Annotated in this window: 23 protein-coding genes; 16 read left to right on the forward strand and 7 right to left on the reverse strand. The window is 64.3% G+C overall.

Translation table 11 applies throughout. The features are described 5' to 3' along the window. Positions 1 to 145 precede the first annotated feature (145 nt). The 5 genes from rpsD (at position 146) to dsbD (ending at position 4,973) form a co-directional block, all read left to right on the forward strand. Complete coding sequence (gene rpsD / locus MFF62_RS21625) at positions 146 to 769, forward strand: 30S ribosomal protein S4 (protein ID WP_238265163.1); 624 nt, start codon at positions 146 to 148, stop codon at positions 767 to 769. A gap of 172 nt (positions 770 to 941) precedes the next feature. Beyond that, on the forward strand, positions 942 to 1,922 hold the full coding sequence (locus MFF62_RS21630; protein WP_061956534.1) for a DNA-directed RNA polymerase subunit alpha: 981 nt from the start codon (positions 942 to 944) through the stop codon (positions 1,920 to 1,922). 160 nt (positions 1,923 to 2,082) lie between these two features. Continuing rightward, positions 2,083 to 2,478, forward strand: a complete 396-nt coding sequence (gene rplQ, locus MFF62_RS21635) for a 50S ribosomal protein L17 (protein WP_010812373.1) — start codon at positions 2,083 to 2,085, stop codon at positions 2,476 to 2,478. A 165-nt stretch (positions 2,479 to 2,643) separates the two neighbouring features. Beyond that, positions 2,644 to 2,958, forward strand: coding sequence for a divalent-cation tolerance protein CutA (gene cutA / locus MFF62_RS21640; protein WP_404990809.1), 315 nt, complete (start codon positions 2,644 to 2,646; stop codon positions 2,956 to 2,958). Between the two features lie 47 nt (positions 2,959 to 3,005). Next, entirely contained in the window at positions 3,006 to 4,973 is a 1,968-nt protein-coding gene (gene dsbD, locus MFF62_RS21645; protein WP_404990810.1) for a protein-disulfide reductase DsbD, read from the forward strand. A gap of 21 nt (positions 4,974 to 4,994) precedes the next feature. On the opposite strand, the gene MFF62_RS21650 is transcribed toward dsbD, so the two are convergent. The 3 genes from MFF62_RS21650 to yihA all read right to left on the reverse strand — a co-directional run bounded on the left by MFF62_RS21650 (position 4,995) and on the right by yihA (position 8,228). After that, the gene (locus MFF62_RS21650) at positions 4,995 to 6,236 is read right to left on the reverse strand and encodes a magnesium transporter CorA family protein (RefSeq protein WP_238265166.1); all 1,242 of its coding nucleotides are present in this window, start codon (positions 6,234 to 6,236) and stop codon (positions 4,995 to 4,997) included. A 17-nt stretch (positions 6,237 to 6,253) separates the two neighbouring features. After that, positions 6,254 to 7,252: a porphobilinogen synthase gene (gene hemB, locus MFF62_RS21655; protein WP_238265167.1), complete on the reverse strand. Its 999-nt coding sequence runs from the start codon at positions 7,250 to 7,252 to the stop codon at positions 6,254 to 6,256. A 286-nt stretch (positions 7,253 to 7,538) separates the two neighbouring features. Further along, positions 7,539 to 8,228, reverse strand: a complete 690-nt coding sequence (yihA, locus tag MFF62_RS21660) for a ribosome biogenesis GTP-binding protein YihA/YsxC (protein WP_238265168.1) — start codon at positions 8,226 to 8,228, stop codon at positions 7,539 to 7,541. A gap of 331 nt (positions 8,229 to 8,559) precedes the next feature. Here yihA and MFF62_RS21665 point away from each other — a divergent pair, with 331 nt between their 5' ends. From MFF62_RS21665 to ccsB, 3 genes are all read left to right on the forward strand, one after another. Continuing rightward, positions 8,560 to 9,219 (forward strand): c-type cytochrome, encoded by a 660-nt coding sequence (locus MFF62_RS21665; protein WP_238265169.1) that lies wholly within the window; start codon positions 8,560 to 8,562, stop codon positions 9,217 to 9,219. Positions 9,220 to 9,419: 200 nt separating this feature from the next. Next, the gene (locus MFF62_RS21670; protein ID WP_238265170.1) at positions 9,420 to 11,672 is read left to right on the forward strand and encodes a cytochrome c biogenesis protein ResB; all 2,253 of its coding nucleotides are present in this window, start codon (positions 9,420 to 9,422) and stop codon (positions 11,670 to 11,672) included. 105 nt (positions 11,673 to 11,777) lie between these two features. Next, on the forward strand, positions 11,778 to 13,001 hold the full coding sequence (gene ccsB, locus MFF62_RS21675; protein WP_238265171.1) for a c-type cytochrome biogenesis protein CcsB: 1,224 nt from the start codon (positions 11,778 to 11,780) through the stop codon (positions 12,999 to 13,001). A gap of 84 nt (positions 13,002 to 13,085) precedes the next feature. On the opposite strand, the gene MFF62_RS21680 is transcribed toward ccsB, so the two are convergent. Further along, positions 13,086 to 13,796 (reverse strand): DUF1120 domain-containing protein, encoded by a 711-nt coding sequence (locus MFF62_RS21680; protein ID WP_238265172.1) that lies wholly within the window; start codon positions 13,794 to 13,796, stop codon positions 13,086 to 13,088. 294 nt (positions 13,797 to 14,090) lie between these two features. Here MFF62_RS21680 and MFF62_RS21685 point away from each other — a divergent pair, with 294 nt between their 5' ends. The 5 genes from MFF62_RS21685 to msrQ all read left to right on the forward strand — a co-directional run bounded on the left by MFF62_RS21685 (position 14,091) and on the right by msrQ (position 17,696). Then, a complete protein-coding gene (locus tag MFF62_RS21685) occupies positions 14,091 to 14,519 on the forward strand; it encodes a COG4315 family predicted lipoprotein (RefSeq protein ID WP_238265173.1) in 429 nt (142 codons plus the stop codon). 32 nt (positions 14,520 to 14,551) lie between these two features. Further along, positions 14,552 to 15,085: an RNA polymerase sigma factor gene (locus MFF62_RS21690; RefSeq protein ID WP_238265174.1), complete on the forward strand. Its 534-nt coding sequence runs from the start codon at positions 14,552 to 14,554 to the stop codon at positions 15,083 to 15,085. Next, positions 15,085 to 15,915: an anti-sigma factor gene (locus tag MFF62_RS21695; protein ID WP_404990817.1), complete on the forward strand. Its 831-nt coding sequence runs from the start codon at positions 15,085 to 15,087 to the stop codon at positions 15,913 to 15,915. Before MFF62_RS21690 ends, MFF62_RS21695 begins: the two co-directional genes overlap by 1 nt. Positions 15,916 to 15,999: 84 nt before the next feature. Further along, positions 16,000 to 17,010: a protein-methionine-sulfoxide reductase catalytic subunit MsrP gene (gene msrP / locus MFF62_RS21700; RefSeq protein WP_238265176.1), complete on the forward strand. Its 1,011-nt coding sequence runs from the start codon at positions 16,000 to 16,002 to the stop codon at positions 17,008 to 17,010. Next, complete coding sequence (msrQ, locus tag MFF62_RS21705; RefSeq protein ID WP_238265177.1) at positions 17,010 to 17,696, forward strand: protein-methionine-sulfoxide reductase heme-binding subunit MsrQ; 687 nt, start codon at positions 17,010 to 17,012, stop codon at positions 17,694 to 17,696. The genes msrP and msrQ overlap by 1 nt, the downstream gene beginning before the upstream one ends. Before the next feature lie 64 nt (positions 17,697 to 17,760). On the opposite strand, the gene lysA is transcribed toward msrQ, so the two are convergent. Beyond that, on the reverse strand, positions 17,761 to 19,023 hold the full coding sequence (gene lysA / locus MFF62_RS21710) for a diaminopimelate decarboxylase (protein WP_238265178.1): 1,263 nt from the start codon (positions 19,021 to 19,023) through the stop codon (positions 17,761 to 17,763). 15 nt (positions 19,024 to 19,038) lie between these two features. Continuing rightward, positions 19,039 to 19,305 carry an LPS translocon maturation chaperone LptM gene (gene lptM, locus MFF62_RS21715; RefSeq protein ID WP_404990811.1) on the reverse strand — a complete coding sequence of 89 codons (267 nt, stop codon included), beginning with the start codon at positions 19,303 to 19,305 and terminating at the stop codon, positions 19,039 to 19,041. A 118-nt stretch (positions 19,306 to 19,423) separates the two neighbouring features. On the opposite strand from lptM, the gene cyaY reads away from it, so the two are divergent. After that, a complete protein-coding gene (cyaY, locus tag MFF62_RS21725) occupies positions 19,424 to 19,759 on the forward strand; it encodes an iron donor protein CyaY (protein ID WP_238265179.1) in 336 nt (111 codons plus the stop codon). Between the two features lie 76 nt (positions 19,760 to 19,835). Here the strand turns inward: cyaY and MFF62_RS21730 are convergent, their stop codons facing one another. Beyond that, the gene (locus MFF62_RS21730; RefSeq protein ID WP_238265180.1) at positions 19,836 to 22,214 is read right to left on the reverse strand and encodes a penicillin-binding protein 1A; all 2,379 of its coding nucleotides are present in this window, start codon (positions 22,212 to 22,214) and stop codon (positions 19,836 to 19,838) included. A 465-nt stretch (positions 22,215 to 22,679) separates the two neighbouring features. Between MFF62_RS21730 and pilM the strand changes: the two genes are divergently transcribed. Beyond that, on the forward strand, positions 22,680 to 23,750 hold the full coding sequence (pilM, locus tag MFF62_RS21735) for a type IV pilus assembly protein PilM (protein WP_238265181.1): 1,071 nt from the start codon (positions 22,680 to 22,682) through the stop codon (positions 23,748 to 23,750). 17 nt (positions 23,751 to 23,767) lie between these two features. Then, entirely contained in the window at positions 23,768 to 24,412 is a 645-nt protein-coding gene (locus tag MFF62_RS21740) for a PilN domain-containing protein (RefSeq protein WP_238265182.1), read from the forward strand. Positions 24,413 to 24,414 lie beyond the last annotated feature (2 nt).

Below are 24,414 nucleotides of genomic sequence, written 5' to 3' on the forward strand. Positions count from 1 at the left end.
GTGAGGACGATAGTCATGCTTTTGCGTTGCCTCCGCGTGGCCCAGGCCATGGCGGATGAAGAACCATAAGCCCACCGTCCGTCACAGTTGGTGACGGACTCGCGGCGCGTCTTGACGGCGTCGTGATCGATCAAAGGAAGATAAAGTGGCACGTTATACCGGCCCGAAGGCCAAACTTTCCCGCCGCGAAGGCACCGATCTGTTCCTGAAGAGCGCTCGTCGCTCGCTGGCCGACAAGTGCAAGCTGGACAGCAAGCCTGGTCAGCACGGCCGCACCTCCGGCGCTCGTACGTCCGACTACGGCAACCAACTGCGCGAAAAGCAGAAGGTCAAGCGCATTTACGGCGTGCTGGAGCGTCAATTCCGCCGTTACTTCGCTGAAGCCGACCGCCGCAAGGGCAACACCGGTGAAAAGCTGCTGCAACTGCTGGAATCGCGCCTGGACAACGTCGTCTACCGCATGGGCTTTGGCTCGACCCGCGCTGAAGCGCGTCAGCTGGTTTCGCACAAGGCAATTCTGGTGAACGGTCAGGCCCTGAACGTTCCTTCGGCTCAAGTGAAGGCTGGCGACATCGTGTCGATCCGCGAGCAGTCGAAGAAGCAGGTCCGTATCGCCGAGGCCCTGTCGCTGGCCGAGCAGTCGGGCTTCCCGACCTGGGTGAGCGTCGATTCGAAGAAATTCGAAGGCACGTTCAAGCAGGCTCCGGATCGCGCCGATATCTCTGGCGACATCAACGAAAGCCTGATCGTCGAACTGTATTCGCGTTAATCGCGAACCGACAGTCGAACGGTTCAGCGCTTGCCTGATTCGAAGGCTTCGCTTTCAGCCCGGCGCGCCACGTGGCGCGCCGGGCTTATTGCCCATCGTACGATGGGTTTTCAGGTTCCAAACGTCAGCCTTATCGGTGTAACGAGCCGAGGGTATTGAAAAGGACAACCTAATGCAAACAGCACTCCTCAAGCCAAAAATCATCGCCGTCGAACCGCTGGGCGACCACCACGCCAAAGTCGTGATGGAGCCATTTGAGCGCGGTTATGGCCATACGCTTGGCAACGCGCTGCGTCGCGTCCTGCTGTCGTCGATGGTCGGCTACGCGCCGACGGAAGTCACGATCGCTGGGGTCGTCCACGAGTATTCCACCATCGATGGCGTGCAAGAAGACGTCGTCAACCTGCTCCTCAACCTGAAGGGCGTGGTGTTCAAGCTGCACAACCGCGACGAAGTCACGGTGTCGCTGCGCAAGGATGGCGAAGGCGTGGTCACGGCTGCCGATATCGAGCTGCCGCACGACGTCGAGATCATCAATCCGGGTCACGTCATTGCACACCTGTCCGCAGGTGGCAAGCTGGACATGCAGATCAAGGTCGAGCAAGGCCGTGGTTATGTTCCGGGTAACGTGCGCAAGTTTGGCGACGAAGCGGGCAAGGTTATCGGCCGTATCGTGCTGGACGCCTCGTTCTCGCCGGTGCGCCGCGTTTCGTACGCCGTGGAATCGGCTCGTGTGGAACAGCGTACCGACCTGGACAAGCTGGTGATGAACATCGAAACCGACGGCGTGATCTCGCCCGAGGAAGCGATTCGCCAGTCGGCCCGCATCCTGGTTGACCAGCTGTCGGTGTTCGCCGCGCTGGAAGGCACGGAGTCGGCTGCCGAGGCTGCTTCGAGCCGCGCTCCGCAGATCGATCCGATCCTGCTGCGCCCGGTGGACGACCTCGAACTGACGGTGCGTTCGGCCAACTGCCTGAAGGCCGAAAACATCTACTACATCGGCGACCTGATCCAGCGTACCGAGAACGAACTGCTCAAGACCCCGAACCTGGGTCGCAAGTCGCTCAACGAGATCAAGGAAGTCCTGGCTTCGCGTGGTCTGACGCTCGGCATGAAGCTCGAGAACTGGCCGCCCGCAGGTCTGGAGAAGTAATTGGCTGGGTGGGGCCGTCGCAAGACGATCCCACCCGTCGTAGCGCCCCAGGCAATTCGCCTGTGGCACCGTAGCACTACCGGCCCGCGCCCAAGCCCGCATCGAGCAGGCGACAAGCGATAGAAGAGCTGGTCAAACACTGTAATCGAAAGGAATCATCATGCGTCACCGTCATGGTTTGCGGAAACTGAACCGCACCTCGTCGCACCGTCTCGCGATGCTGCGCAACATGTCCAACTCGCTGTTCCAGCACGAGCTGATCAAGACCACCGTGCCCAAGGCCAAGGAACTGCGCAAGGTTGTCGAGCCGCTCATCACGCTGGCCAAGAAGGACACCGTTGCCAACCGTCGTCTGGCTTTCGCCCGTCTGCGCGACCGCGACATGGTCACCAAGCTGTTCACCGAACTGGGCCCGCGCTACGCCACCCGTCCGGGCGGCTACACCCGTATCCTGAAGTTCGGTTTCCGTCAGGGCGACAACGCGCCGATGGCGCTGGTCGAACTCGTGGATCGTCCGGAAATCACCGAAGCCCCGGCAGAAGAAGCTGCGGAATAAGTGAGAGCCGGCCCGTCGTCACTGACGGGTTATCGGTCACAGCACTACAATCGAGCCAGGCTTATGCCTGGCTCTTTTGTTTTGTGCCTCAATCCAGCCATGACTGTTTCAGATCCTGCTCAACGAGCGACCCCGACGGACCCCGCCGATCCGGTCTGGATCGCGATGACCAACCTGCCTGACGAGGCTTCGGCCGCCCGCGTGGCCCGCGCCGTGCTCGAGGCGCGCGTGGTGGCATGTGTGAACCGGCTCGCGCCCTGCCAGTCGGAGTACTGGTGGCAAGGGAAGCTGGAGCAGGCGCAGGAGTGGCCTCTGCTGATGAAGACCACGCAGCGCCAGTATGCGGCGCTCCAGGCCGTCATCAGCGCAGAGCATCCGTACGACGTGCCGGAGCTCGTGGCATGGCCTCTGGCGGCGGGATTGCCGGCCTATCTGGGCTGGGTTCGTGAAGAAGCGGCCGGGACAGCCAACAGACCTTGAACAGGGCTTGGACAGGTCTTGAACTAGAACAAGTATCGGAACGACTTATGGGAATGACGGGGATCGGTGCGAATGGTGGGCGTCGCAATGACGCCACAACCGGCTTTTTTCGTTGGTGCGATGTGCGGCATATCGTCGCATTCGCCCTGACCCTTCTCGTCTGCCTCGTTTCCTGGTCGGGTGCTCACGCGGCGACCGATGACGATTTCCTGCCGCCGGAGCAAGCGTTCAAGTTTGCGGCCCGACAGCTCGACCCAAAGACCATCGAGGTGCGCTTCGACGTCGCGGACGGTTACTACCTGTACCGCGAGCGCTTTGCCTTTGCTGCGCAACCGGCCGGGGTGAAACTTGGACCGCCCGCCATGCCGCAGGGCAAGGTGCATTTCGATGAGACCTTCGGCAAGGACATGGAAACCTACCGCGGCGCGGTGATCGTCAAGGTGCCGGTCGAGCAGGCGCCGGAAGATGGTCGCTGGACGCTGACCGTGACCTCGCAAGGCTGCGCTGACAAGGGCCTGTGCTACCCGCCGATGGAGAGCGTGTACAAGGTGGGCGGCTCGATGCTGGGCAACCTGTTTGCCGACCGCAATGCGGCGCCGCGCTCCAGCCCCGCTACGCCGCAGCAGAATGTGCCATCGGCCGAAGCGCCGGCGGGCGAATCGCCCAGGACTCCCGCGTTGCGCGGTCCCCAGATCGACGAAAACGACCGCATCGCGGGCGCGCTGGCCAGCCGCAATCTGGCGCTGATCGCCGGTCTGTTCTTTGGGCTGGGGCTGCTGCTGACGTTCACGCCGTGCGTGTTACCGATGGTGCCGATCCTGTCGTCGATCGTGGTCGGCGAGCACGTCACGCGAGGGCGGGCGCTCATCGTATCGCTGGCCTACGTGCTCGGCATGGCCGTGGTCTACACCGCTGTGGGTGTGGCGGCTGGGCTGGCGGGCGAAGGTCTTTCGGCGGCGCTCCAGACGCCCTGGGTGCTCGGCGTGTTTGCCCTGCTGATGATCGCGTTGTCGCTGTCGATGTTCGGTGTTTATGAACTGCAGTTGCCGCAACGCTGGCAGAACCGTTTGACCGAGTCGTCCAATCGCCGGCAGGGTGGCCAGATCGTCGGCGCGGCAGCCATGGGCGCGATATCGACGCTGATCGTGGGGCCTTGCGTAACGGCCCCGCTGGCCGGTGCGCTGGCCTATATCGCCCAGACTGGGGACGCGTTGACCGGTGGCGCAGCGCTGCTGGCGATGGCGCTAGGCATGGGCGTGCCGCTGGTTCTGGTGGGCGTGGGTGCGGGCAACTTGCTGCCGCGCGCCGGCAAGTGGATGGAGGCGACCAAGCGCTTCTTCGGCTTCCTGCTGCTGGGTGTGGCGATCTGGATGGTGACGCCGGTGCTGCCCGCCTGGGTGGTCATGCTGGCGTGGGCGGCATTGCTGATCGTTGCATCGGTGTACCTGGGCGCGTTCGATGCGCTGGGCCCCGATCCGCGCGGGTTGCTGCGTCTGGGCAAGGGCCTTGGCCTGCTGGCGGCGCTGGCCGGTGCGATCCAGATCGTCGGCGTGGCATCGGGTGGTCGCGATCCACTGCAGCCGTTGTCGCACCTGAGCGGCCCGACAGCTCTCTCGGGCGTCTCGGCGGCAAAGGAAGGCGTCCGGTTCGAACGCGTACGAAGCGTGGCCGAACTCGACGCACGTATCGCGCAGGCCGCCGCAGCTGGCCGGCCGGTGCTGCTCGATTTCTACGCGGACTGGTGTGTCAGCTGCAAGGAAATGGAAAAGCTGACGTTCCCCGATGCCAAGGTGCGGGCACGACTGGCCAACGTGGTGCTGCTGCAGGCGGATGTCACCGCAAACAATGCTGACGACAAGGCATTGCTGAAGCGTTTCGGATTGTTCGGTCCGCCGGGAATCATCCTGTTCGGGCCCGATGGCCGTGAGCGCCCGGTGCGAGTGATTGGCTACCAGTCGGCAAACCGTTTCCTGGATAGCCTGGAGCGCGCGTTCGGCAAGGCTCCTCAGACCTGACGAAGCCGGCGGCGACGCAGCCTATTTGTCCAGCCAGCGTCCAAGCACCCAGATACCTGCGATGGTGGCCACCACGCCGCCCATGAGCCCGATCGACCACCAGAACCCGTTTGGATCCTGCAGCCACGGCATGCGCGCGAAGTTCATGCCGAACACGCCCGTGATCAACGTCAGCGGCATGAACAATGCCGTGATGATAGTCAGTGCTCGCATCGTGCGATTCGTACGGTGCGCGACCGCCGAGAAGTGGATCTGCACCGCCGATTCGATCGAATCTTCCAGGCGCCGCGCGTGTGCCAGCACGCGCAGGATGTGTTCCATCAGATCCGTCAGCCGCACGAGCAGGACTTCGTCGCGATTGGCGGCGCTGGCATCCGCGTCGCCAGTGCTGTAGCGGTTGTCCAGCAGGCTGTCGCGGAATTCCTGCAGCGCGTCGCGTTGCTCCTCGCTCAGGTTTTCCAGCCGGCGTAGCTGGATGCGCGCATCGAGCAGCCCTTCCCAACTCGAAAAACTCTGCCGTGCACTCAGCAGTGCCCGCTGCCAGCGATCGAGCTGGCGGGTCAGCGGCGTCCGCAGGTCGAGGTAGCGGTCGACCATGGCGTTCAGCAACCGCAGCATCAGGTCTTCCGGGCGAGTGGGCGGCCGCACGCCATGCAGCAGCGACGCGCTGCCGTTGGTGCGCCCCGTGGACGGCGGAGGTGCGCCGCAGGTGTCCAGCAGTCGCTGCCGCACCTGATCGACGGTGCGCGACGGTGACGGACGAACCGTGACCAGCACATTGTCGAATACGAAGAACGTAACCGGTTGGGTGTCGATCCGTGCCAGCGCCGGCAGGAAGCCAGCGGGATACTTGCGCGCTGCCTTGCGTGGGCCCGGCATCGGTGGCGTTCCCGCTGCCGGTGCAGACGAAGCCGGGGCGGTGCCGGGTGCGCCCGCTTCGGCGGGTGCGGCGTCGGCCTCGGCGAACTGCCGGCTGGTCTCGAAGGTCAGCTTGCGGAAGATGACCATGTCGTACGCATTGGTCGTGTCGAAGAACGACGGATGCGCTGGATTGGTGGCATCGGCCAGATGCAGGTCGAGAATCGGCGAGCCGGTCAACGCCATCAGACCGTCACGCCACGCGCCGGGTGCGGGCGCGACCTCGTCGGTGGCGAAGTCGGCCCAGACAAAGCGCGCCGCGGCGTTGCCGGAAAGGAAGTCCTGCGCCGCGTCGAGTGTCGCGAGCGGATGGACCTGGCTGGCCGAGAAACCGAGCAGCTGCATGCGGCGGTGTCAGCCGGTCAGGCGGAAGCCCTAAGCAGCCGCGCGGCGTCGCGCGCGAAATAGGTGAGGATGCCGTCGGCACCCGCGCGGCGGAACGCCAGCAGCGACTCCATCATGACCTTGTCGTGGTCCAGCCAGCCGTTTTGCGCAGCGGCCTTCAGCATCGCGTATTCGCCGCTTACCTGATAGACATAGGTCGGGTAGTGGAACTCGTCCTTCACGCGGCGCACGATGTCCAGGTACGGCATGCCGGGCTTCACCATCACCATGTCGGCGCCTTCGATGATGTCCTGGGCCACCTCGCGCAGGGCTTCGTCGGTGTTGGCCGGGTCCATCTGGTAGGTCATCTTATTGCTCTTGCCCAGATTGGCTGCCGAGCCGACCGCGTCGCGGAACGGGCCGTAGAAGGCCGATGCGTACTTGGCCGAGTACGCCATGATGCGCGTATGGATGTGGCCGGCGTCTTCCAGCGCGGCACGGACGGCGCCAATGCGGCCATCCATCATGTCGGAGGGGGCGACGATATCCACGCCGGCCTCGGCCTGCACCAGCGCCTGCTTGACCAGCATCTCGACGGTGATGTCGTTGATCACGTAGCCGTTGTCGTCCAGCACGCCGTCCTGGCCGTGGCTCGTGTAGGGATCGAGCGCCACGTCGGTGAGTACGCCCAGTTCCGGAAAGCGGTCCTTCAGCGCCCGCACGGCGCGCGGCACCAGGCCTTCGGCACGCGTGGCCTCGACGCCATCGGGCGTCTTCAGCGACGGGTCGATGACCGGGAACAGCGCGATGACCGGGATGCCCAGCTTCACGCAGTCTTCGGCCACCGCCATCAGCAGGTCCACCGACACACGTTCCACGCCAGGCATCGACGCCACGGCTTCGCGCTGGTTCTGGCCTTCCAGGATGAACACCGGATAGATCAGGTTATCGGGCGACAGGCGGTTCTCGCGCATCATGCGGCGCGAGAAGTCATCGCGACGCATGCGGCGGGGACGGTACTCGGGAAACGTGGACATGGCGAAATCGGGGGAGAAAGTCGTGAACGGATGCGCGGCGCAGGTCACTGGCGGTGCATTGAAACGGCCTGCCGGGCAATGACGAAAGCGATGCGCCAAAAGAAGAAAGAACTTTTGTGCGTGCCCGCTATCATACTCGCGGACACCTTGTGTTGCTTCGCGCAGCGCGGTGTCCCCCGCTACTCCTCCCTGAGCGGGTACCCGCCCTGAACCGGTGGGAAAGTTTGTCCCCGTTGCTTGCAACGGGGCTTTTTTTTGTCCGGTCGGAACAGGGGGCGATGCGCGGTCAGCCTTGGGTCGAAGCGGGGCCTTGAGGGGCCTCGGGGGCTGCGGGCGGCTGGGCTTCCGGCAGCGCAAGCCATCCGGCCACCACGCGCTGGGCTTCCTCGATGCCGCGGCGCTTCAGGCTGGAGAACAGCTGGGCGGTCATCGGCGGCGGATTGTCCAGCTGCTCGGCGTAGTCGGCCAGCATCTGCTTTGTTTCGCGCAGTGCCTTGGCGTTGTCGCTGTTGGTCAGCTTGTCGGCCTTGGTCAGCAACACGTGGATCGGCTTGCCCGTGGGCAGGAACCACTCAACCATCTGGCAATCGAGGTCGGTAAATGGCCGGCGGGCGTCCATCATCAGGATCAGCCCGGCCAGTTGGGCCCGGCTCTGCACATAGTCGGACAGCAGGCCCTGCCAGTGGTACTTGGCGCTGCCCGAGACCTCGGCGTAGCCATAGCCGGGCAGGTCCACCAGGAACGCGAGCGGATCGGTGGCCTTGACCGGCGCCACCGTGAAGTAGTTGATATGCTGCGTGCGTCCCGGGGTGCGGGACGAAAACGCCAGCCGCTTCTGGTTGCACAACGTGTTGATGGCCGTTGACTTGCCGGCATTGGAGCGACCGGCGAATGCCACCTCCGGCACTGCCGTGGTGGGCAGGTCTCGCAGATGGTTGACGGTATCGAAGAAACGGGCCTGATGTAGAAGAGACATGCGCAAATGCGGTAGGGCGGGCGGACGAAGGGGCACTGGCGAGCGTGCCAGTGCAGACGTCGCCACAGAGAATGACCTAAGTCAATCCGGAAAGCGATTTATTGTACAATAACCCGGTTTACGGTCTCCTGTGCGGGTGACGTGTGGCATCCTTGCCGGATGTCATCAGCGAAGTCTGAAATCGGATCCGGGTTATTGTCCCCGATCAAGAATCAGTCGACGCGCATACCCGTTACCCGTTCTGCGACAAGGCGTTCCTCACCGCTGGGCAGGGCAAGAAAGGCGACCGGCATGCATACGGTGTTCATAACAAATCTGACAAGGTGTAAGGATGAACCGCATTGCGAAACTTTTGGGTGTCATGGCACTGGCTGTTCCGCTGGGCGCAATGACAGGGTTGGCATCTGCCGCAGAGCAGGCCCCCGCCAAGGCTGATCCCGCCCGGGGCGAGACGCTATACACGCAAGGTGTCCCCGATCGCAATGTTCCAGCATGCTTCTCCTGCCATGGTACCGCCGGCAACAGCACGGCCGCCGTCAATCCCAAACTGGCGGGCCAGCAGGGCGAATATACGCACAAGCAGCTGGCGGACTTCAAGGCCAAGGCACGCGAAAACCCCATCATGTCCCTGTATGCCCAGGCGCTGAGCGACCAGGACATGAAGGACATTGGCGCGTACCTGGCCAAGCAGCAGCTCAAGCCCGCCACGGCCAAGAACAAGAATACGATCGAGGAAGGTCAGAAGATCTACCGCGGGGGCATTGCCGCCAAAGGCGTGCCGGCGTGCGCCGGTTGCCACGGGCCTACCGGCGCCGGCATCCCGGCCCAGTATCCGCGTATTGGAGGCCAGTATTCCGAGTACACCGAAGCGCAACTGGTGGCATTCCGCCAGGGCACCCGAAAGAACAATTCGGTCATGAGCACGATTACCGCCAGGATGTCGGATAACGAGATCAAGGCGGTGGCGGATTACGTCGCCGGCGTCCGCTAAGTCGTATCGCAGCACGCGTGTCCGGGGATTCCCGCAGGGGATGAACTGGGCGTGCGGGCAACAATCGAAGAGGGTGGCCTGCTTGCCAAAGCATGTCCACCCTTTTTCATTTTCGGCGCCACCACTTCGCGTCACATCGGCGCGTAACACTGGCGCCACAGATAAATAGCGCCAAACAGGCTTCCCAGGCTTTACCGCACATGTCGACCCCTTCCACTTCAGGGCTGCACCTGAAGACCCAACACCGCGTGCTGCGCGATGCCGTCGAGCTGCTGTCCTCGATGCGGTTCGCCATTACGCTGCTGACGGTGATTGCCATCGCCAGCATCATCGGCACGGTGCTCAAACAGAACGAACCGTATCCGAACTATGTGAACCAGTTCGGACCATTCTGGGCGGACCTGTTCCACACGCTGTCGCTGCAGAAGGTGTACAGCTCGTGGTGGTTCCTGGTGATCCTGGCGTTCCTGGTCATCTCCACCTCGCTGTGTATTGCGCGCAACGGTCCGAAGATGATCGTCGACATGCGGTCGTGGAAAGACCACGTTCGCGAACGCAGCCTGCGTGCGTTCCATCATCGCGGGGAATACGACGCGCCACGCGGCCGAGCCGATGCCGTGGCGCGGCTTGGCGCGCTGCTGCGCAACCGTGGATTCCGCGTGAAGCCGGTGGAGCACGACGGCGCCACGCTGCTGGCAGCCAAGGCCGGCGCGGCCAACAAGCTGGGCTACATCCTGGCGCACACGGCCATCGTGGTGATCTGCATCGGCGGGTTGCTGGACGGCGACATGCTGATCCGCGCGCAGATGTGGTTTGGCGGCAAGTCGCCCATTTCGGGCAATGCCATCATCAGCGAGATTCCTGCCAAGCACCGGTTGTCGGCTTCCAATCCCGGGTTCCGGGGCAACGCGTTCGTGCCGGAAGGCGCCACCGTGTCGACGGCGATCCTGAACATTGCCGATGGTGCGCTGGTGCAGGACCTGCCGTTCACCATCACGCTCAAGAAGTTCACCGTCGACTACTACTCCACGGGCATGCCCAAGCTGTTCGCGTCGGATGTGGTGGTGACCGACCGTGCCACGGGCAAGAAGACCGAGGCGACCATCAAGGTCAACGAGCCACTGATTGTCGATGGCGTGGCCATCTATCAGTCGAGTTTCGAGGACGGCGGTTCGCGACTGAAGTTCGTCGGGTATCCGATGACGGGCGCCAGGCACGACACGTTTACGCTTGCCGGCACGGTGGGCGGCAACGTGCAACTGGCCGGCACGGGCACCGCCGCCGACCAGGACAGCCTGACGGTGGAGTTCAGCGACTTCCGGCAGATCAACGTCGAGACCGTGACCGATGCATCGGGCAAGGCCGATGCGCGTGGCGTGGCGCGCAAGTCGTCGCTGGGCGCGCTGGAGCAGCACCTGGGCGCAGCAGCCACTCTCGACAAGGAAAAGAACCTACGCAACGTGGGCCCGTCGGTGCAGTACAAGCTGCGCGACCGCACCGGCCAGGCGCGCGAGTTCAACAACTACATGCTGCCGGTTCAGCTCGAAGGCCAGACCGTGTTCCTGGCCGGCATGCGCGATTCGCCGAGCGAACAGTTCCGCTACTTGCGCATTCCCGCCGACGATCAGCTTAGCGTGGCCGACTGGATGCGCCTGCGCGGCGCGTTGCAGAACAGTGCGCTGCGGGGCGAGGCCGCGCGCCGATTCGCCGACGTGTCGATGCCTGGCGCCGACAAGGAAGCCTTGCGCAAGCAACTGGCCGAGAGCGCGCTGCGCGCCATGGATCTTTTTGCCGGCGTCACCCGCTCGGCGCCCGATGCGCCGCCCGGCGGCTTCACCGCGATTGCCGCCTTCCTCGAGAAATCGGTGCCACAGGGCGAACAGCAGAAAGCAGCCGATGTCCTGCTGAAGATTCTTAATGGCTCGATGTGGGAACTGTGGCAACTGGCACGTGAGCAGGACAAGCTGCCGGTCATCCCCAACGACGCGAAGAGCGGCCAGTTCCTGCAGCAGGCGATCAATGCCCTGTCAGACAGTTTCTTCTACTCGGCACCCGTATTCCTGCAGCTCGACGACTTCCAGGAGGTCAAGGCGAGCGTGTTCCAGATGACCCGTGCGCCGGGCAAGAACATCGTGTATCTTGGCTGCCTGCTGCTGGTACTTGGCGTCTTTTCGATGTTCTATATCCGCGAGCGCCGCGTCTGGATCTGGGTCAAGGACAGGCAGCCCGACGACGCAGGAAACTCGGCGGGCAGTCACGTGCTGATGGCCATGTCCACACAGCGCCGCACGATGGACTTCGAGAAGGAATTTGTCACATTGCGCGACGATGTGGGTCGAGCGGTAGGCGCGAATGTGACGGCGGTGCCAGCCGACGCGCCGGCGTCGATGTCGCACACGGCACCGCGATCCGACGCATCAGGGTCCGATGATAAGCAGGGGCCGTCGCTATAGTAGAAAGAGAGCTTGCCGGCGGCCCGGCGCGCCATGCCCGGACCGCCGCGTCACATTGACACAGCAGACATAACAGGTGTTGCACACCGCAAGAGCAGGAATGCCATGTCCTCCAATCTCCATCACGCCAACCCCGGACTGACGCCGCGGCCATCCGCCCAGGCCAACGACATCCCCCATGACGCGACCGCGCTGGATGCCGACTATCTGGAGCCTTCGTTCCTGCGCAGGCTGACCTGGGTCGACTGGGCCTTTGCCTTGCTGCTGGTACTGGGCGCGGGGTTTGCACTGGCCCGGTACGGGCACTGGATGAACGTGTACGACAAGGCTGTGCTGATCGGCGCCGTGCCGACGTTCGCACTGCTTGGCTGGCACTGGAAAGCGGTGCGGCCGCTGATGCTGGGCATCGCGGTACTGTCGCTGTTTGCCATCCAGCTGTACCAGGGCAGCCTGGCGCGGGCCGAGCAGGCGTTCTTCCTCAAGTACTTCCTGTCGAGCCAGTCGGCCATCCTGTGGATGAGCGCGCTGGTGTTCCTGTCGACACTGTTCTACTGGGTGGGGTTTGCCGCGAGGTCGGACACGGGCTCCAGCATTGGCAGCAAGATGTGCTGGGCAGCCGTGGTGCTGGGTTTCACGGGCCTGATGGTGCGCTGGTACGAGTCGTATCTGATCGGTGCCGACATCGGCCACATTCCTATCTCGAACCTGTACGAGGTCTTCGTCCTCTTCACGCTGATCACGTCATTGTTTTACCTGTACTACGAACGCCGCTACGCCACGCGCGCGCTGGGGCCGTTTGTGATGCTGGTGGTGTCCGCGGCCGTGGGCTTCCTGCTGTGGTACACGGTCAGCCGCAATGCGCAGGAAATCCAGCCGCTGGTGCCGGCGCTGCAAAGCTGGTGGATGAAGATCCACGTCCCGGCCAACTTCATTGGCTATGGCACGTTCGCGCTGGCGGCGATGGTGTCGGTGGCGTACCTGCTCAAGCAGCGCGGCATCCTGGCGGAACGCCTGCCGTCGCTGGAGTTGCTGGATGACGTGATGTACAAGGCGATCGCGGTGGGCTTTGCGTTCTTCACGATCGCAACCATCCTGGGCGCGCTGTGGGCCGCCGAGGCATGGGGTGGCTACTGGAGCTGGGACCCGAAGGAAACCTGGGCGCTGATCGTCTGGCTCAACTACGCCGCATGGCTGCACATGCGCCTGATGAAGGGGCTGCGCGGCACGGTAGCGGCCTGGTGGGCGCTGGTCGGCCTGCTGGTCACCACCTTCGCTTTCCTGGGGGTGAACATGTTCCTGTCGGGCTTGCACAGCTACGGCGAACTCTGATTCGCGACGGCTCCGGCCACGCGGAATACCAAAAAGCCTGTCTTCGCGACAGGCTTTTTGCATTGGACGCACTGCGAGACGGCGTTACAGATATACGAGCGAAATCGTTGCCAGGCCATCGAGCGCGATGCCCTCGGCGACGGGTGCCATCGCCTGGCTGGTAAGCAGCGTGGGTAGCACGGCAAGCGGAACCACCACGGTGGTGAAGGCCGTGGGTGCAGTACCGGCTGCCGACCATGACAGCAGGTATCCGTTGCGCGCGGAGACCTCGGGACTGCTTGTGTTCATCTGCAACCAGATGCCGCTGCGCGTGAGCTCGATGGTCTGGACGCCATTGCCATCGGCTACCACGTCGCCGGCGCCGCGCTGGATCTGGAAGGCGCCTATCGGGCGGCCGCGTGCCTCGCCCAGGCCGAACCAGGTCTGCGCGCTCATCGCATCGTCGCCCTCGGTGCCAGCCCGGTTGTCCTGGAATTCCAGCGCCGTCACTGCTGGACCATCGCATTGAATGACAGCCTGGAAGGGCATGGCGTGAAGCGTGGTCAATGCATCCCGGCCGAGCGAATTGGCGGGGATGGTGCCGAAGTCGATGGCGTCTTGAGAGAGCGCGATCGTGCAGGCACTCGGACGAATCTGACCGCCAATACGCATGTCCGCCGACTCGGCGGCGTGCAGGCCGGTCGCACCGCCCAGCGTCGTGGCGAAGACAAGGACGGTGACAATGGCGGTGGCAATGGCGGTGGCAAGACGTGCACCGACGCGTATGTCCAGGTTTTCGGTTGCGGAGGATTCCATCGTCGTGCCCTTCCTTGTGCTGTCTTCAGTCCGTCTGACCAAAATTCGGAAGTTTCTGGTTATTCGGCGCGCTTGCTCATCGCTGTTCCATGGCTATTGCTCAAAAGACGCGCCGTTTCTAGCCAGGCTACGTAGCAGTGGTGTCTATGGACATAGCCGATGCACTAAAAGGCACTTATCTTGAGGGGATGCCACTTTTTTTGCACTCAATCGGAATAAAGGCGTCACATCAGGTGTTTACTGAGGGTGAACGGCGCCGACTGTCGGCCCGCCCCCGGAGAAGGAGACCTGAAGATGAATACTCGTCACACTGCTGTATCCGCACTTCGTCCGTTTGCACTGGCCGTCGGCGCCGCCGCCGTGCTGCTGGCCGGCTGTTCCAGCATGGGAATGGGTTCGGGGGGCGGTGAGATGCCGCCGACGGTGAAGGTGACCAATGGCGTGTTGACCGATCCGCAGGGCTTGACGCTCTACACGTTCGATCGCGATCCCGCCAATGGCGGAAAGAGCGTCTGCAATGGCATGTGCGCCACCAACTGGCCGCCGTTGCTGGCCGAGCCGGGCAAGTCCGCCTCTGGGAGCTTCTCGGTGATCACGCGTGACGATGGTGCGCGCCAGTACGCCTACAAGGGCATGCCGCTGTACCGCTTTGCCAAGGACGCCAAGCCCGGCGACCGCACGGGTGACAACCTCAACAACGTCTGGCACGTGGCCAAGCCCTGATCACCCACTGAGCTGATCGCAGCCATTCCGGTATGGACGGATTCGAGCGCCAGCTGGTGGCGCTGGCGCCGCGGCTGCGGCGCCATGCGCGTGGCCTGACTGGCGACACCGCGCTGGCCGACGACCTGGTGCAGGACACGCTGGAGCGTGCCCTGCGCTACCGCTGGCGGTTCCGTCTTCGCCCCGGTGCGCTGTGGGGCGACAGCGCGGACGGCCTGTTGCCGTGGTTGCTGACGCTGATGCATCGGTTGCGCCTGAATGGGCTGCGCAGGTCCGACGTGGTCACCACCACCGACGAATTGCCGGACGTGGCCGCGCCTGTGGTGGATCCCGGTTTGCGGCGCGATCTGCTGCAGGCGCTGGGCGCATTGCCCGAAGCCCAGCGCGCGGTGTTGCTGCTGGTCAGCCTGGAGCAGTTTTCCTATGCGGAGGCGGCGCAGGTCCTGGCAGTGCCGATTGGCACGGTCATGTCGCGCCTGGCGCGGGCCCGAGAACATATGCGCCGCCTGCTTGAAGGCGGTACGAAGGACGCTGCGGCGCCGAACGTGCTGCAACGGGTGAAATGATGAGCCCCCAGACACCGGTGAGCGAAGCCGATCTCCACGCCTACGCGGATGGCCAGCTGCACGGCCCGCGCCGCGCGGAGGTCGAGGCGTTCCTGGCGGCCGACCCGGAAGCGGCGCGCAAGGTGGATGCCTGGCGCCAGCATGCCGCCGCGCTGCACGCCAGGCTGGACGGCGTGCTCAACGAGGCCGTGCCAATGGCCGCGCTGCCGCGCCGGATGCACGTGCCGCGTGGTCACGGTGCGGCGTGGCGCCCGGCGTGGCCCGTCGCCATGGCGGCCAGCCTGTGCGCGCTGGCGGTGGGTATCGCTGGCGGATGGTTTGCACGCGACCGCGCCGGCGCCGATCCCGTAGCAGCCGCGCCAATGGAGCGCTTTGCCCGCGAGGCGCTCGCCAGCTACGTGGTCTATGCGCCCGAGGTGCGGCATGTGGTCGAGGTGCCGGCCAGCGACGAGGCCCATCTGGTGGCCTGGCTGTCGAAGCGACTCGGCACCTCGTTGCAGGTCCCCGACCTGCGCCCGCAGGGGTTCCGGTTGATCGGCGGCCGTCTTGGTGCCTCCGAAGGCGGCCCGATGGCCATCCTGATGTACGAAGACGACGCCGGCACGCGGCTGTCGCTGCAACTGCGGCGCATGGCGCAAGGTACGCCGGACACCGCATTCCGGCTCGAGCGTCTGCCGGCCCGGACTCCGGCGCGGCAACCGGCCGGTGCCGCCACGATGGCGTTCTACTGGGTGGACCGCGACCTGGGCTTCGCGCTGGCGGGGCCGCTGGAGCGCGAGCGGCTGCTGGCGCTGGCCCAACTGGTCTACCAGCAGTACCAGCGCGGATAGTTGTCCGATGCCAAACCGAAGCCCGCGCACCTAATCCGCTGCTTTGGTGTCCAATGATGCAAGTCCCACCCAACGTTGCGAAACATGCTGATTCCTTCTCCCAAATGGCTGCGCGGCGACGACATCGCCGCCTCGGAAATCACGCCTGAACGGCTCTACCTGTCGCGCCGCCGCCTGCTGACCTTAGGCGGTGCGGCTGCCGCCACGGGTTTGGCGTCGCCATGGTTCGCGCGACGTGCCTTCGCGCAGGACGCGCCGGGCAAGCTGGCAAAGCTGCCGGCCACGCTCAACAACACCTTCGTGGTGACAGACAAGCGCACGCCGTATGCCGATGTCACCACGTACAACAACTTCTACGAATTCGGTACGGACAAGTCCGATCCGGCCCGCAACGCGGGCACGCTGCGCCCGCGTCCGTGGCAGGTGGCGGTGGAAGGGCTGGTCAAGCAGCCCAAGGTCTATGACATCGACGAACTGCTGAAACTGGCGCCGATGGAAGAGCGCGTGTACCGCCTGCGCTGCGTCGAAGGCTGGTCGATGGTGATTCCGTGGATCGGCTACTCGCTGGCCGAACTGATCAAGCGCGTGGAACCGCAACCGGGCGCCAAGTTCGTGCAGTTCATCACGCTGGCCGACAAGAAGCAGATGCCCGGCCTGGGTAGCGGCGTGCTCGACTGGCCCTATAGCGAGGGGCTGCGCATGGACGAAGCCATGCACCCGTTGGCCTTGCTGACGTTCGGCCTGTACGGCGAGGTGCTGCCGAACCAGAACGGCGCGCCGGTGCGCATGGTGCTGCCGTGGAAGTACGGCTTCAAGAGCGCCAAGTCGATCGTGAAGATCCGCTTTGTCGACAAGCAGCCGCCCACGAGCTGGAACCTCGCCGCGGCCAACGAGTACGGCTTCTATTCGAACGTGAACCCGGACGTGGATCACCCGCGCTGGAGCCAGGCCACCGAGCGCCGAATCGGCGAGGACAAGGGCGGCGGTGGCTTCTCGGCGCTGTTCGCGCCCAAGCGCAAGACGCTGCCGTTCAACGGCTACGCCGCGCAGGTGGCGTCGCTGTACCAGGGCATGGATCTCAAGAAGAATTTCTGATGGCCGAACGCGATCTACGGGGGACGCAGCCGGCTGCAGGCCGTCGTACGCCTGGCGGGCTGGCCACGCTGACGCCGGCGCACGTGCGGCGCGTGAAGGTCCTGGTGTGGATTCTGGCGTTACTGCCATTCCTGCGCCTGATGTACCTGGGCGCGACTTCACAGTTCGGTGCCAACCCGCTGGAATTCGTGACCCGTTCGACGGGCACGTGGACGCTGGTCATGCTGTGCATGACGCTGGCCGTCACACCGCTGCGTCGGCTCACGGGCTGGAACTGGCTGCAGCGACTGCGCCGCATGCTGGGGCTGTTCACGTTCTTCTACGCCGTGCAGCACTTCCTGCTCTGGCTCGCGGTGGACCGTGGATTCGACGTGGCGTACATGATCAAGGACATCGGCAAGCGGCCCTTCATCACCGTGGGGTTCGCCGCGTTCGTGCTGATGGTGCCGCTGGCGGCCACGTCGATGAACGTGATGGTGCGCTGGCTCGGTGGCAAACGCTGGCAGGCGTTGCACCGGTCCATCTATGCCATCGCCGTGCTGGCGATCCTGCACTACTGGTGGCACAAGGCCGGCAAGAACGACTTTGGCGAGGTATCGATCTACGCGGCGGTGGTGTTCGTGCTGCTGGGCATGCGGCTATGGTGGTGGGCGCGCCGGCCGCGCACGGCGGAGCAGGCGGGATGAAAAAAGGGCGGCACCGAGGTGTCGCCCATTCATTGGTGCCGCGTCATGCGTGCAGCCGTGTTGCTCAACCCTTCAGAAGATGTTCGCTGCGGAACAGGTCGGCCGGCAGTTCGCGGTCGCGCACCACGTGCACGGCGTCGCCGTCCACCATGACTTCGGCGGCACGGCCGCGCGTGTTGTAGTTGGAGCTCATGACAAAGCCGTACGCGCCAGCCGACATCACGGCCAGCAGGTCGCCCGACTGCACCGCCAGCGCGCGATCACGGCCGAGCCAGTCGCCCGATTCGCAGACCGGACCGACCACGTCGTAGGTCACCGCGGCATCACCGCGCGGCGCCACCGGCTCGATGCGGTGATAGGCCTCGTACATGGCGGGACGTGCCAGATCGTTCATCGCCGCATCGACGATGCAGAAGTTCTTGGCAGCGCCCGGCTTCAGGAACTCCACGCGCGTCAGCAGCGCGCCCGCGTTGCCCACCAGCGAGCGGCCCGGCTCGAACAGCACCTCGCGGTGACCATGTCCGCGCGCGGCCACGCGATCGATCAGCGTCGTGGCAAAGCCAGTGATGTCTGGCGGCGTTTCGTCGTCATAGGTAATGCCCAGTCCGCCGCCCACGTCGATGTGCGCGAGCTTGATGCCTTCGGCCTCCAGCGCTTCCACCACGTCCAGCACCTTGTCCAGCGCTTCCAGGTACGGCGCCACTTCGGTGATCTGCGAGCCGATATGGCAGTCAATGCCGGTCACTTCGATATGCGGCAGCGCGGCGGCGGCGCGATAGGTCGGCAGCACGTCGTCGAACGCCACGCCGAACTTGTTGCCCTTGAGGCCCGTGGAAATGTACGGGTGCGTCTTCGCGTCGACGTCCGGGTTGATGCGCAGCGACACGCGCGCGCGCTTGCCCATGCGGCCGGCCACGGCGTTCAGGCGGTCCAGCTCGGGAATCGACTCCACGTTGAAGCCGCGCACGTCGTGTTCGAGCGCCAGCGCCATGTCGGCCTCGCTCTTGGCGACGCCCGAGAACACTACCTTGCGCGGATCGCCGCCAGCGGCCAGTACGCGCAGCAATTCGCCGCCCGACACGATGTCGAAGCCTGCGCCCAGTTGCGCGAACACTTGCAGCACGGCCAGGTTCGAGTTGGCCTTCACCGCGTACTGCACATGCGCGTTGCGGCCCTTGCAGGCCGCCGCGTACGCGTTGTAGGCGGCGGTCAGTGCTGCGCGCGAGTAGATGTAGGTCGGCGTGCCGAATTCCGCGGCAATGCGTGCCAGCGGTACCTGTTCGACGGTCAGGGCGCCGTCGTCACGGCGATGGAAAAAATCAGTCATGTTCGAGGCGTGCACTCAACGTGCGGAAGGGGCGGAACTGCTCTTTGCGGGGTCGGCGACCACCGGGGTGGAGGTGGCCGGTTCACCCATCGGACGGGCTGCCGGGGGCGTCGCACCCGGCTGGCCCAGGCCCGGATCGGCCACTTCAGGCGGCGTGGGCGCAGGTGGCACGCGGGGATAGTACAGCGGGCCACGAATACCGCACCCGGCCAGGGGCATCGCGAGCAGGATCGCAAAGGCCGATACAATCGCACCACGACGCAGCATCGGGGAGTCTTTCATGGTTTGGATGGCTTCCGGATGGCTCTGGAAAGCGCGTGGCTTTCCGTATTTCCCATCAATTTGATTGCCGGCCCGAATGCCCTGTCGGAATGGGCTGCCGGCGGCCTTGGAGTGTAGCATGCCCCCCCTCAGCGAGACCGACTTCCTGGCACTGGCCGGCGCGGCCCTGGACCAGCTTGAAAGCGCCATCGAATCCGCCGCCGACGCGGCCGATGCCGACGTGGAGATCAACCGCACCGGCAACGTGATGGAGCTGGAATTCGAGGATGGTTCGATGATCATCGTCAACAGCCAGGCGCCGATGCAGGAACTGTGGGTCGCGGCCAAGGCCGGCGGTTTCCATTTCCGTCACGACGGCGCCAAGTGGGTGGACACGCGCAGCGGCACCGAGCTGTATGCGGCACTGTCTGGCTATCTGAGCCAGCAGGCGGGCGCCACGCTGACCCTGAAGTAACGGGCGGTCCAGCACCCCGCCAGAAACGAAAAACCGGCCACGCAGGCCGGTTTTTCGTTTCTGGGGCAGGCAGCCGTCAGGCACCGCCGAACATTTCCAGGATCTTCTTCTTTTCCTGCTCGGTGTCCTGCGGCGGACGCGAGCTTTCTTCCGGCTTGCCCGGCCACGGATCGCCCAGGCCCACCGAAGCCACGCCGGCGCCGCCCGCGTTTTCTTCCAGTGTCCAGTCGCCGGCCACCATGACCACGCCTTCGGGCGCCTGGCGATCGGGGCTCTCGGGCACGCCCTTGAGCGCCTTGCTCATGTACCCGACCCAGATCGGCAGCGCCAGGCCGCCACCGGTTTCGCGCACGCCCAGGCTCTTGGGCTGGTCGTAGCCCATCCAGGCGATAGCCACGAGCTTCGGCGTGTAGCCGGCAAACCAGGCATCCACGGCATCGTTGGTAGTACCGGTCTTGCCCGCCATGTCGTTGCGGCCCAGGCGCTGCTTGGCCGGGTTGGCCGTACCGCTGCGCACCACCTCGCGCAGCATGCTGTCGGCGATGAACGCGGTGCGTGCATCGAGCACACGGACGGCATCCTCGCCGGCCTTCTGCGGATGGGTTTCCGAGATGACCTTGCCGCGCGAATCTTCCACGCGCTGGATCAGGTACGGATTCACGCGGTAGCCGCCGTTGGCAAAGACCGAGTAGGCGCCCGCCATTTGCAGCGGCGTGACGCTACCCGCGCCCAGCGCCATCGGCAGGTAGGCCGGGTGCTTGTCGGCCTCGAAGCCGAAGCGCGTAATGTAGTCTTGGGCGTACTGCGTGCCAATCGCGCGCAGGATGCGCACCGACACCAGGTTCTTGGACTTGGCCAGCGCGCGGCGCATGGTCATCGGGCCCTCGAACTTGCCGTCGTAGTTCTTAGGTTCCCAGACCTGGCCGCCGGTATCCGGGCCGATGGTCAGCGGGGCATCGTTGATCACCGTGGCCGGCGAGAAGCCTTTTTCCAGTGCCGCCGTATAGATGAACGGCTTGAAGCTGGACCCCGGCTGGCGCCAGGCCTGCGTCACGTGGTTGAACTTGTTGCGGTTGTAGTCGAAGCCGCCGACCATCGAGCGGATGGAACCGTCCTCGGGGCTCAGCGAAATAAACGCCGCCGCCACTTCGGGCAGTTGCGTCACCGACCACGTGTTGTCCTTGGCGTCCTGCGTCACGCGGATGATCGCGCCCGGGCGGATCTTCACCTTCGGCTGCGCATTGGCCGACAGCGACGGCGCGATGAAGCGCAGTGCCGTGCCTTCGATGGTGGCGACTTCACCCGACAGCAGTGTCGCCTTGACCTGCTTGGGCGTCACGCTGGTCACCACCGCGGATCGCAGGTCGTCGCTACCCGGGTGCTCCACCAGCGCATCGTCGATGGCCTGTTCGCGCTCGGCGGAATCCGACGGCAAGTCGATGAACGCCTCGGGACCACGATAACCGTGCTTGCGCTCGTAGGTCATGATGCCGCTGCGCACGGACTCGTAGGCGGCGTCCTGGTCGGCCTTGTTCAGCGTGGTGTACACGGTCAGGCCACGCGTGTAGGTTTCCTCGCGATATTGTGCGTACATCAGCTGGCGCACGATCTCGGCCACGTACTCGGCGTGCGTGGAGAACTCGTTGCCCTCGCTGCGCACCTTCAGTTCCTCGCGCACGGCCTGGTCATACTGCTCGGGCGTGATGTAGCGCAGGTCGCGCATGCGCTGCAGGATGTATTCCTGGCGCACCTTGGCGCGGCGCGGATTCACCACCGGGTTGTAGGCCGACGGCGCCTTGGGCAGCCCTGCCAGCATCGCGGCCTCGGCCGGCGTCACGTCCTTGATCGATTTGCCAAAGTACACGCGCGCCGCGCTGGCAAAGCCATACGCGCGCTGGCCCAGGTAGATCTGGTTCATGTACAGCTCGAGGATCTGGTCCTTGCTCAGGTTGGCCTCGATCTTGTACGCCAGCAGCATCTCGTAGATCTTGCGCGTGTAGGTCTTCTCGCTGGACAGGAAAAAATTGCGGGCGACCTGCATCGTGATCGTCGATGCGCCCTGCGACAGGCCGCCCCGCAGGTTGGCCAGCCCCGCGCGCAACACGCCCACGAAGTCGACACCACCGTGTTCGTAAAAACGGTCGTCCTCGATGGCCAGCACGGCCTTCTTCATGACGTCGGGAATCTCGTTGATCGGCACGAAGTTGCGACGCTCCTCGCCGAACTCGCCGATCAGTACGTTATCGGCGGTGTAGATGCGCAGCGGAATCTTCGGCCGATAGTCGGTGATGGTGTCCAGCGACGGCAGGTTCGGTGCCGCCACGACCAGTGCATAGCCCACCAGCAGCGCCACGGCGACGACACCCGCAGCAAGCAGCCCGAGCACCCAGAACATGATGCGCGCCCACAACGGGCGGCGGACGGGGAGGGACGGCTTCTGTTGTGCTGTGGCCATAAGGGTTTACCTAACAAGAGTGCCCGGGATTATATCGTCGCTATCTCGACGCCCCGGCCGGGTAGTGCCCCGAAAGGCTCTACGGTGCTGTTACAAGATGTAATGTCGTTGAGATCAGCCTGTCACGCCATGCAGTTCGCAGTGCTGGCGCGGGCTGGCGGCATGGCCGAATGACTAAGTGAAGGCTGACGAGGCTTGGGCCGTGAGGGCATGGCAAGCGCATGTCAGTACGACGCATGGCAGTGGCGCCATGATCGACCGTCGGATTTTGGCAACGGATTGGCAGGGACCTTCCGAAAAAGAAAGCGTGGTCAAACCGGCACATTGCCAGCGCCTCCGGTTTTTGTGAGAATCCACGAACATAAAAGAGCAAACGTTTCATCCAAGAAACTGGCTCGCACCATTAGAGCAAACAAGCCGTGGGCGAGTTCAAATGTCAGGGGGTCAACCTTGCGACGGGGCATCTTGTCGGGTCTTCTACGCCGGACTACGGTCGGCGTGGATATTGGTTCGTCCAGCGTAAAGGTCGTTGAGCTGTCCGTCGGGACAAGCAAGAACGACTTCAGGCTGGAGAAATGCGCCAGCGAACTGCTGGACCGCAACGCCGTTGCCGATGGCAACGTGGTCAACATCGAGGCCGTGGGCATCGCGCTCAAGCGCGCGCTCGGCAAGGCGGGCATCCGCACCAAGGACGTAGTCCTTGGCGTGCCGTCCATGCTGACGGAATCCCAGACGGTCAGTCTGCCGGACAACCTGTCCGAAGACGAACTCTATTCGCAGGTCGAATCCGAGGCGCACCGCCTCTATCCGCCATCGCAGGCGGTGAATTTCGACTTCGCGGTGATTGGTCCCAGCGAAACCGAAGGCGGCATTGGCGTACGCGTCACGGCTGCCAACAGTGATCGTGTCCAGGAGCGTGTGACGGCAGCCGAAATGGCCGGCCTGAAACCGCAGGTGATGGACGTGGAGGAGTACGCTGTGCAGCGCTCGATCGTGCAGATGCTTGGCGTACCCGCCGGCCTGAACGAAAGCGATGCGAAGGACATGCCCGTCGTGGCAGTGGTCCACCTGGGCGGCAGCCGATCCAAGGCCATCTTCTACCAGGGCTGGAAGGAACTCTACGAGCAGCCTCTGAACAGCTACGGCGACCAGCTCACGCAGAGCGCCGCACGAATGTTCACGCTCGACGCGCTCAAGGCGGAGATCAAGAAGCGCAAAAACACGCTGCCCGAAGCGTGGCGCGCGCAATTGCTCAAGCCGTCGTTGGAAGCGCTGGCCATGGAGGTGCAGGGGGCAATCGGCAATTTCATTGCCAGCTCCAGCCTCGGCCGGGTCGACGAGATCCTGCTTTCCGGCGGACACGCGTCGCTGCTTGGTGTCCAGGCGGCGATCCAGCAACAGACGCAGATCACGACCACGCTGGCCAATCCCTTCGCAAACATGACGACCGCAGGCAAGGTCAACGAGCGCTATCTCCAGCGCGACCTGCCCGCGTACATCGTCAGTGCGGGACTGGCACTGCGCGGCCTGCAATAAGCCACCGGGGGACACGCATGTCCACGACGACGAATACCATTCCGTCGGTCAACCTGCTGCCGTATCACGAGGCGCGCAAGGCCGCCCGGCGCAAGAAGGTCTACAGCATGCTTGGCGGGGCCGCGGGCGCGGGGGCGCTTGTGGTACTGATCGGCGGTTTCTACATCGACTCGCAGATCGACGAAGTCAGCACGCTGAACCAGACGCTGTCCACCGAGAATGCCCGCATGGACGGGCAGATCAAGGAGGTCATTTCGCTCAAGAAGGACATTGAGGCACTGCTGGACCGCCAGCGCGCCATCGAGAGCCTTCAGGCGGAACGCAACCTGCCGGTGCAACTGCTGGAAGAGCTGGTGCGCCAGGTGCCCGAAGGCGTCTACCTGACCACGCTCAAGCAGACGGGCGACACGTTCGTGATGTCCGGTGTGGCCCAGTCCAACGAACGCGTATCGGAGCTGCTGCGCAACATCAGCCAAGTGCAATGGCTGGACCGTGCCGAACTGGTGGAGTCCAAGGCCGTCACGATGACCAACAACCTGCGCGAACAGCGCCGGCTGTTCGATTTCTCGATGCGCTTCTCCTACCGCGCGCCGGAACCGACGGAAAAGAAGAAAACCGGCGCGTCTGACGCGGCGGCGAAGCCGGCGGGAGGCAAGGTCTGATC

The sequence above is a fragment of the Cupriavidus pauculus genome (assembly GCF_022179805.1).
Lineage (GTDB): Bacteria > Pseudomonadota > Gammaproteobacteria > Burkholderiales > Burkholderiaceae > Cupriavidus > Cupriavidus pauculus_E.